Origin of the sequence: Flavobacterium sp. (genome assembly GCF_031363805.1) — a bacterium.
Classification (GTDB): Bacteria; Bacteroidota; Bacteroidia; order Flavobacteriales; family Flavobacteriaceae; genus Flavobacterium.
On the sequence record NZ_JANLVD010000106.1, the window covers coordinates 1 to 8,327 of the forward strand.

Annotated in this window: 9 protein-coding genes and 1 pseudogene; all 10 read left to right on the forward strand. The window is 33.4% G+C overall.

Going from position 1 to position 8,327, the window contains the following annotated elements:
* Window positions 1–516 (forward strand): annotated as a pseudogene (locus RMN92_RS06355) (phosphohydrolase); the annotation flags it as partial.
* Between the two features lie 113 nt (window positions 517–629).
* The gene (lpxD, locus tag RMN92_RS06360; RefSeq protein WP_309608628.1) at window positions 630–1,649 is read left to right on the forward strand and encodes a UDP-3-O-(3-hydroxymyristoyl)glucosamine N-acyltransferase; all 1,020 of its coding nucleotides are present in this window, start codon (window positions 630–632) and stop codon (window positions 1,647–1,649) included.
* Window positions 1,650–1,651: 2 nt separating this feature from the next.
* Window positions 1,652–3,043, forward strand: a complete 1,392-nt coding sequence (locus tag RMN92_RS06365) for a bifunctional UDP-3-O-[3-hydroxymyristoyl] N-acetylglucosamine deacetylase/3-hydroxyacyl-ACP dehydratase (protein ID WP_309608629.1) — start codon at window positions 1,652–1,654, stop codon at window positions 3,041–3,043.
* A gap of 1 nt (window position 3,044) precedes the next feature.
* A complete protein-coding gene (gene lpxA, locus RMN92_RS06370; RefSeq protein ID WP_309608630.1) occupies window positions 3,045–3,830 on the forward strand; it encodes an acyl-ACP--UDP-N-acetylglucosamine O-acyltransferase in 786 nt (261 codons plus the stop codon).
* Window positions 3,831–3,858: 28 nt separating this feature from the next.
* Window positions 3,859–4,422 carry an elongation factor P gene (gene efp / locus RMN92_RS06375; protein ID WP_309608631.1) on the forward strand — a complete coding sequence of 188 codons (564 nt, stop codon included), beginning with the start codon at window positions 3,859–3,861 and terminating at the stop codon, window positions 4,420–4,422.
* 77 nt (window positions 4,423–4,499) lie between these two features.
* Window positions 4,500–5,429 carry a UDP-3-O-(3-hydroxymyristoyl)glucosamine N-acyltransferase gene (locus tag RMN92_RS06380; RefSeq protein ID WP_309608632.1) on the forward strand — a complete coding sequence of 310 codons (930 nt, stop codon included), beginning with the start codon at window positions 4,500–4,502 and terminating at the stop codon, window positions 5,427–5,429.
* Between the two features lie 2 nt (window positions 5,430–5,431).
* Window positions 5,432–5,794: a nuclear transport factor 2 family protein gene (locus tag RMN92_RS06385; RefSeq protein ID WP_309608633.1), complete on the forward strand. Its 363-nt coding sequence runs from the start codon at window positions 5,432–5,434 to the stop codon at window positions 5,792–5,794.
* A gap of 109 nt (window positions 5,795–5,903) precedes the next feature.
* Window positions 5,904–6,776, forward strand: a complete 873-nt coding sequence (sucD, locus tag RMN92_RS06390) for a succinate--CoA ligase subunit alpha (protein WP_309608634.1) — start codon at window positions 5,904–5,906, stop codon at window positions 6,774–6,776.
* A gap of 118 nt (window positions 6,777–6,894) precedes the next feature.
* Complete coding sequence (locus RMN92_RS06395) at window positions 6,895–7,323, forward strand: hypothetical protein (protein WP_309608635.1); 429 nt, start codon at window positions 6,895–6,897, stop codon at window positions 7,321–7,323.
* Between the two features lie 105 nt (window positions 7,324–7,428).
* The gene (fabG, locus tag RMN92_RS06400) at window positions 7,429–8,175 is read left to right on the forward strand and encodes a 3-oxoacyl-[acyl-carrier-protein] reductase (protein ID WP_309608636.1); all 747 of its coding nucleotides are present in this window, start codon (window positions 7,429–7,431) and stop codon (window positions 8,173–8,175) included.
* The last annotated feature ends 152 nt before the right edge of the window (window positions 8,176–8,327 follow it).

The window sequence follows — 8,327 nt, forward strand, 5'->3', positions numbered from 1 at the left end:
AAAAGAGCTAAAGAATTGTTTCAAAAAGGAATTTCTGTAAATTGCAGTGATAATTTACAATTCTTCATCCAAAATAAAATAAATTTAATAGATTTTACAGATATTATTTTGGATAAGTTCGCTCAACTGGATGATACAGACATCATTGGGGCTTTAAAAATATGGCAAAATCATTCAGATTTTACATTGAGTTCACTGAGTAAAATGATTATTAATAGAGATTTATTAAAAATCAAAATGAGTGAAGAAAAGTATACAAGTGCCCAAGTTCAAGACTTAACTGAACAATTTTCAAAACATGAAAATTTTGCTTTACTCGAACCAAAATACTTCATATTCAAAGGTAAAATTAGAAATCAAGCCTATTCAAAAATTGCCGAACCAATAAGAATTCTTAAAAAAGATGGCTCTATTGAAGATGTAGCACTAATCTCGGATCAATTAAATTTAAGAGCTTTGTCTAAACAAGTTACCAAATATTTTATCTGTTTTCCAAAAGTACTGATCAAAAGTTAAGGTTTAGAACCAAATTTTTATATTTTTGTAACAATGAAATTTTGGGAGTGTTATTTTTGCAATAAACAAATTTAGTACTTTCAAAATTATTCAGATGAAATTGTATAAAACAAATGAAATTCACAGCTGAACAAATAGCCGGTATTTTGGAAGGAGAAATTGTAGGCAATCCAAATGCTGAAGTTTCTACGTTGTCAAAAATTGAGGAAGGAGCCCATGGTTCACTCACATTTTTGAGCAATCCAAAATATAATAATTTTATTTATACCACGGAAGCATCAGTAACTATTGTGAATAAATCATTTATTCCAGAAGGCAAAATTGCTACAACTTTGATAAAAGTCGATGATGCTTATGGTGCTTTTAGTAAAATATTAGAATTTTATAATCAAGCTAAAAACAATAAAGTAGGCATTGAAATACCGTGTGTGATTGCAGAATCGGTAAAATATGGCGAAAATTTTTATTTAGGAAGTTTTAGTTATATTGCAGAAAACGTAATAATTGGTAAAAATGTAAAAATCCATCCCAATTGTTTTATAGATAATAATGTAATAATTGGCGATGATACTACCATTTACGCAGGTGTAAAAATACATTCTGAAACACAAATTGGAAAATATTGCAACATTTATGCTGGAACTGTAATTGGAGCAGATGGTTTTGGATTTGCGCCAAATAGTGATGGAACTTTCAGTAAAATTCCTCAAATTGGAAATGTAATTATTGAAGATAATGTAGATATTGGAGCCTGTACTACAATTGACAGAGCCACTATGGGATCAACCATCATAAGAAAAGGGGTGAAGCTTGACAATCAAATTCAAATTGCTCATAATGTCGAAATTGGCGAAAATACAGTCATTGCGGCACAAACGGGTGTAGCAGGAACCACAAAAATTGGAAAAAACTGTATGATTGGAGGTCAAGTCGGAATAGCAGGGCATCTAACAATAGGCAATAATGTTCGAATTCAAGCCCAATCAGGTGTTGGAAAAAACATAAAAGACAACGAAATTTTACAAGGTAGTCCAGCCTTTGGTTATTCAGATTATAATAAATCGTATGTACATTTTAAAAATTTACCTAAAATAGTTTCAGAAATACAAGAATTAAAAAAAATAATTAAATAATCATGGTTAAACAGAAAACAATCCAGTCCGAAATTACACTTACAGGTGTAGGTTTGCATACTGGAGTTGAAGTTAAAATGACATTCAAACCAGCGCCTGTAAACAATGGTTTTACATTTGTAAGAGTCGATTTGGAAGGTAGCCCAATTGTAGAAGCCGATGCCAACTATGTAGTTAACACGCAAAGAGGCACTAATTTGGAAAAATTGGGTGTAAAAATACAAACCCCTGAGCATGTATTGGCGGCATTTGTAGGTTGCGATTTAGACAATATTATTATTGAACTTAACGCATCTGAACTACCAATTATGGACGGTTCTTCAAAATATTTTGTTCAAGCCATTGAAAAAGTGGGTATTCAAGATCAAGAAGCAGAAAGAAATGTTTATGTCGTTAAAGAAATTATTTCTTACACTGACGAAGCTTCTGGAAGTGAAATTATATTAATGCCTTCAGATGATTATCAAGTGACTACTATGGTCGATTTTGGAACCAAAGTGCTTGGAACTCAAAATGCAAGCATGAAAAATATTTCAGAATTTAAATCTGAAATTGCAAATTGTCGTACATTTAGTTTTTTGCATGAATTGGAGTCGCTTTTAGAAAATGGATTGATAAAAGGTGGCGATTTAAATAATGCCATAGTTTATGTTGACAAGGAAATTTCTCCAGAAACTATGGATAGATTGAAGAAAGCTTTCAATAAAGATAAAATATCAGTCACTTCAAATGGTGTTTTAGACAACCTCACTTTGCATTATCCAAATGAAGCTGCTAGACACAAACTGCTCGATGTTGTAGGAGATTTAGCCCTGATTGGTACAAGAATAAAAGGTAAAGTTATTGCCAATAAACCAGGTCATTTTGTAAATACGCAATTTGCGAAAAAAATGGCTAAAATTATTAAAATCGAGCAACGAAACTATGTTCCAACTCCCGATTTAAATGCTGAACCTTTGATGGATATTCATAAAATAATGAGTATTTTACCGCATCGTCCGCCATTTTTATTTATCGACAGAATATTGGAATTAACTGAAACGATGGTTTTGGGTATGAAAAATGTCACAATGAACGAAAGTTTTTTTGTTGGTCATTTTCCTGGAGCACCAGTTATGCCAGGTGTTATCATTGTAGAAGCTATGGCGCAGACAGGAGGAATACTGGTTCTAAGTACGGTTCCAGATCCAGAAAATTATTTGACATTTTTCATGAAAATTGACAATGTGAAATTCAAGCAAAAAGTGCTCCCAGGAGATACATTAATTTTTAAATGTGAATTAATTACGCCAATCAGAAGAGGAATTTGCCACATGCAAGCACATGCTTATGCAAATGGAAAATTAGTAGCTGAAGCAGAATTAATGGCACAAATAGCAAAAAAAGAATTATAAAATGAATCAACCACTAGCTTATGTGCATCCAGGTGCAAAAATCGCAAAAAACGTTGTTATTGAACCTTTTACAACAATTCATAACAATGTAATTATTGGCGATGGAACTTGGATAGGTTCAAATGTAACCATTATGGAAGGCGCAAGAATTGGAAAAAATTGCAATATTTTTCCGGGCGCAGTTATTTCTGCCGTTCCTCAAGATTTAAAATTTGGAGGTGAAGATTCACTTGCGGTAATTGGAGATAATGTTACTATTAGAGAGTGTGTTACCATAAATAGGGGTACAATAGCTTCTGGTCAAACTACCATTGGCGATAATTGTTTGATTATGGCCACGGCTCACATTGCACATGATTGTCATATCGGTGATAATGCTATCATTGTGAACGGTGTAGCACTTGCAGGACATGTAATTGTTGGGAAATTTGCTGTAATTGGTGGATTGGCAGCAATACATCAATTTATTCATATTGGAGACCATGCCATGATTTCAGGTGGTTCATTGGTTAGAAAAGATGTGCCGCCTTTTACCAAAGCAGCAAAAGAACCTTTATCATACGTTGGAATTAATTCCGTAGGTTTGCGAAGAAGGGGGTTTACCACAGAAAAAATAAGAGAAATACAAGAAATTTATAGAATTTTATATCAGAAAAATTATAATACATCGCAAGCGGTAGGAATCATAGAAGCCGAAATGGAAGCAACGCCTGAGCGTGACGAAATACTTGATTTCATTAGAAATTCATCAAGAGGAGTTATGAAAGGCTACACAGGAAATTACTAAATAAAAATAAATTAACAAATAAAATAAAATGGCATCTACATCAGATATTAGAAACGGATTATGCATAAAGTTCAATCACGATATATATAAAATAATAGAATTTCTTCACGTAAAACCTGGAAAAGGACCCGCTTTTGTACGTACAAAATTAAAAAGTTTGACCAATGGAAAAGTATTGGACAATACTTTTTCTGCAGGTCATAAAATTGAAGAAGTTCGTGTCGAAACGCATACTTACCAATATTTGTATTCAGAAGGAGATCAGTTTCATTTTATGAACAATGATTCTTTCGAACAAATTACTTTGGATAAAAAAATTCTGGATGCACCAGATTTATTAAAAGAAGGAACCAATGTAATGGTACAAGTTAATACTGAAACAGATTTACCGCTTTCTGTAGATATGCCAGCATCCATAGTACTTGAAGTAACTTATGCTGAACCAGGGGTGAAAGGAAATACTGCTACAAACGCTACAAAATCTGCTACGGTAGAAACTGGAGCTTCGGTAAACGTGCCTTTATTTATAAATGAAGGCGATAAAATAAAAATTGATACCGCATCAGGTTCATATATGGAACGTGTAAAATAAATATCAATTAGAAAATGAGATGATTATCAATTTGATAATCATCTCATTTTCTAATTGACACATTATCTCATTGAATTATGAAATTTCCTCAAATACAAACTCTTAAAGAAATTGCTAATATTATCGACTGCAAATATGTAGGCGATGATAATTTTGCAGTTTTGGGTATGAATGAAATTCACGTGGTAGAATTTGGAGATATTGTTTTTGTTGATCATCCGAAATATTATGATAAAGCATTGCAATCGGCAGCAACCATCATTTTAATTAATAAAAATGTCGATTGCCCAGATGGCAAAGCTTTATTAATTTCTGATGATCCTTTTCGGGATTTTAATAAGTTAACCCATTATTTCAGACCATTTCAAGTCTCAAATAATGCCATTTCCGCTTCCGCTAAAATTGGACATGGAACTATTATTCAGCCTAATTGTTTTGTCGGAAACAATGTAATTATTGGAAATAATTGTTTGATTAATTCCAATGTTTCTATTTACGATAATACTATTATTGGTAATAATGTCATTATTCACGCTGGAACAATTTTGGGTGCGGATGCATTTTATTACAAAAAACGACCAGATGGTTATGATCAATTAATTTCTGGTGGTAGGGTTATTATTGAAAATAATGTTGGAATAGGAGCACTGTGTACAATAGATAAAGGTGTGACTGGCGATACCACCATTGGTGAAGGTACCAAAATTGACAATCAGGTGCATGTTGGTCACGATACTATAATTGGTAAAAAATGTTTAATTGCTTCTCAAACTGGTATTGCAGGTTGTGTTATTATCGAAGATGAAGTTACACTTTGGGGGCAAGTTGGCACCACAAGTGGCATCACAATTGGTTCCAAAGCAATTGTGATGGGGCAAACTGGAGTAACCAAATCTATTCAAGGAGGCAAAAGTTATTTTGGCACTCCTGTTCAAGAATCAAGAGAAAAACTCAAGCAATTGGCAAATATTAAGCGAATCCCCGAAATCTTAAATAAACTCAAGTAACAATGAATGCAAAAGAAGTAGCTAAAAATTTCTATCAATCTGATGCGCTACGCAACAGCGAATTAATGGACACATTTATACATCCAGACATAACTCTTGAGTGGAATAGTAGTAAAGGTTTTTTACTATTGAACAGAAAAGAATTATTAAAACTTGGTGACGAATTAAAAAAAGCCTACCATTCATCTAGAGTAGAAATAAATCATTTGCTAGCAGATGAAAATATTGTCACTGTTCGATACACACACCATATCAAAACTATAGAAAATCCTGGGGAAGAGATGGTTTTAGCACATTTTATTGTGATCTGGGAACTAAAGGATGATAAGCTCTATCGCGGATATCAAATGAGTCAATTGTCATAATTGTCAATTTATTAAAAAGCTTTAAAAAACTAATTAGTAATGGCTAATTACTAATTACTATTTCATACTTTTGCATCACAAATCAAAAAAATAATAAAAAATATATCTCATGAGTGTTTTAGTTAATAAAGATTCAAAAATAATAGTACAAGGTTTTACAGGAAGTGAAGGTACATTTCACGCATCGCAAATGATTGAATATGGCACAAACGTTGTTGGAGGTGTAACTCCAGGAAAAGGTGGAACCACTCATTTGGATCGTCCAGTTTTTAATACTGTAAAAGATGCTGTTGAAAAAGCAGGAGCAGATACTACCATTATTTTTGTTCCGCCAGCTTTTGCTGCAGATGCTATTATGGAAGCAGCCGATGCTGGAATTAAAGTAATTATTGCTATTACCGAAGGTATTCCTGTAGCCGATATGATTAAAGCCAATAATTACATTAAAGGAAAAAATTGTCGATTAATAGGACCAAACTGTCCAGGAATTATAACACCAGGTGAAGCAAAAGTCGGTATTATGCCAGGTTTTGTTTTCAAAAAAGGAAATGTTGGTATTGTTTCAAAATCAGGAACTTTAACTTACGAAGCTGCGGATCAAGTTGTAAAACAAGGTCTTGGAATTACTACAGCAATTGGTATTGGTGGAGATCCAATTATTGGAACTACTACAAAAGAAGCTGTAGAATTATTAATGAATGATCCAGAAACGCATTGTATCGTTATGATTGGTGAAATTGGTGGTCAACTTGAAGCAGATGCTGCCAAATGGGTTCGTGCAGATGGTAACCGTAAACCAGTTGTTGGCTTTATAGCGGGTGTAACTGCTCCAAAAGGTAGAACAATGGGACATGCAGGTGCAATTGTTGGTGGTGAAGATGATACCGCTGAAGCTAAAAAACGTATTTTGCGTGAAAACGGAATTCATGTGGTAGATTCGCCAGCAGAAATTGGTAAAAAAGTAAAAGAAGTATTGGGATAAATTCCAAAGTACAAATAATAAATTCCAAAGCTCCGCATTTGTGGAGCTTTTTTTATAATGATTTTTAGATTTTTTAAATCGAAAAATCTAATACTCGAAAAATCTAATAATCATAAAGATGTACAAAGAATTAAAAAAGTTTAAAGTAAGCAATAGTTTTACTTTTACAACAGAAAATAGTTTAGAAGAAGTTTGCAACGCAACCGAAACTGGAAGTGGTGTTTTTCTGGTTTACGAAGTAAAAGGTGAAGATAAAAAACTAATTATGGTGGGCTCTACAGGTACAATCCAAAACGATGGTTCATTAAAAAGCAAAGGTGGCGGATTGTATGATAAAATTGTAAACGGACATCAGTTTGCTAAAACTGGGCGTAAATATTCTTGGCCAGCACAAATGAAAAAAGAAAACATTGATAGATTGGAAGTCTATTGGTATGAAACTTTCAATGAAAAGAATAAATCAATTCCAACATTTGTTGAAGGACAAGCTTTGCAAAATTTTCTTGACGAAAATAATTGTTTGCCAAGATGGAATGTGGCTTTTTAAATCCAACAAAAATCTCAAATTAAAGCGTTACATTTTGTAGCGCTTTTTTTTATTAAACAATCAATTATTCTATATTTGTAAATAAAACTATAAAATTGAACCTGTATGAAATTACTCGAAGGAAAAACAGCTATAATTACTGGTGCAAGCCGCGGGATTGGAAAAGGAATAGCTGAAGTTTTTGCACAGCATGGCGCCAATGTTGCTTTTACCTATAGCTCGTCTGTAGAATCTGCTCAAGCATTGGAAAGCCAGTTGAATGCACTTGGTGTGAAAGCAAAAGGATACCAATCTGATGCTTCCAATTTTAATGAAGCACAAACCTTTGTTGATGCAGTTTTGGCTGAGTTTGGAACTGTAAACATTCTTATAAATAATGCAGGAATTACCAAAGACAATTTGCTGATGCGTATGTCTGAAGAAGATTTTGACAAAGTAATTAATGTCAATTTAAAATCTGTTTTCAATATGACAAAAGCCATTCAAAAAACATTTTTGAAACAACGTTCGGGTTCTATAATTAATATGAGTTCTGTTGTTGGTGTAAAAGGAAATGCTGGACAAACCAATTATGCTGCTTCAAAAGCTGGAGTCATTGGTTTTACAAAATCGGTGGCTTTGGAGTTGGGTTCTAGAAATATTCGTTGCAATGCTATTGCTCCTGGATTTATTGAAACCGAAATGACTGCAAAACTCAACGAAGATGTGGTACAAGGCTGGAGAGATTCTATTCCATTGCGACGCGGCGGAACTTGTGAAGATGTAGCCAATGTTTGTGTTTTCTTAGCTTCGGAAATGAGTGCTTACGTAACTGGACAAGTTTTAAATGTTGATGGCGGAATGCTGACTTAATATATTATGAAAACTAAACCACTATGGACTGGAAGTCCATAGATTTGGTTTTGCAGACTGAAAGTCTGCAAGGTGCGTTAGTCCTCGATTATGAAATTTCCATTATCGTTTGCGTTCGGATTTCTGTGATGCTCCAAATATTGATTTACCAT

Excerpts from the sequence above, each read along its gene's own strand:
- sucD (WP_309608634.1), top strand. The coding sequence starts at position 5,904 with ATGAGTGTTTTAGTTAATAAAGATTCAAAAATAATAGTACAAGGTTTT.
- lpxA (WP_309608630.1), top strand. The coding sequence starts at position 3,045 with ATGAATCAACCACTAGCTTATGTGCATCCAGGTGCAAAAATCGCAAAA.
- fabG (WP_309608636.1), top strand. The coding sequence starts at position 7,429 with ATGAAATTACTCGAAGGAAAAACAGCTATAATTACTGGTGCAAGCCGC.
- RMN92_RS06365 (WP_309608629.1), top strand. The coding sequence starts at position 1,652 with ATGGTTAAACAGAAAACAATCCAGTCCGAAATTACACTTACAGGTGTA.
- lpxD (WP_309608628.1), top strand. The coding sequence starts at position 630 with ATGAAATTCACAGCTGAACAAATAGCCGGTATTTTGGAAGGAGAAATT.
- RMN92_RS06380 (WP_309608632.1), top strand. The coding sequence starts at position 4,500 with ATGAAATTTCCTCAAATACAAACTCTTAAAGAAATTGCTAATATTATC.
- RMN92_RS06385 (WP_309608633.1), top strand. The coding sequence starts at position 5,432 with ATGAATGCAAAAGAAGTAGCTAAAAATTTCTATCAATCTGATGCGCTA.
- RMN92_RS06395 (WP_309608635.1), top strand. The coding sequence starts at position 6,895 with ATGTACAAAGAATTAAAAAAGTTTAAAGTAAGCAATAGTTTTACTTTT.
- efp (WP_309608631.1), top strand. The coding sequence starts at position 3,859 with ATGGCATCTACATCAGATATTAGAAACGGATTATGCATAAAGTTCAAT.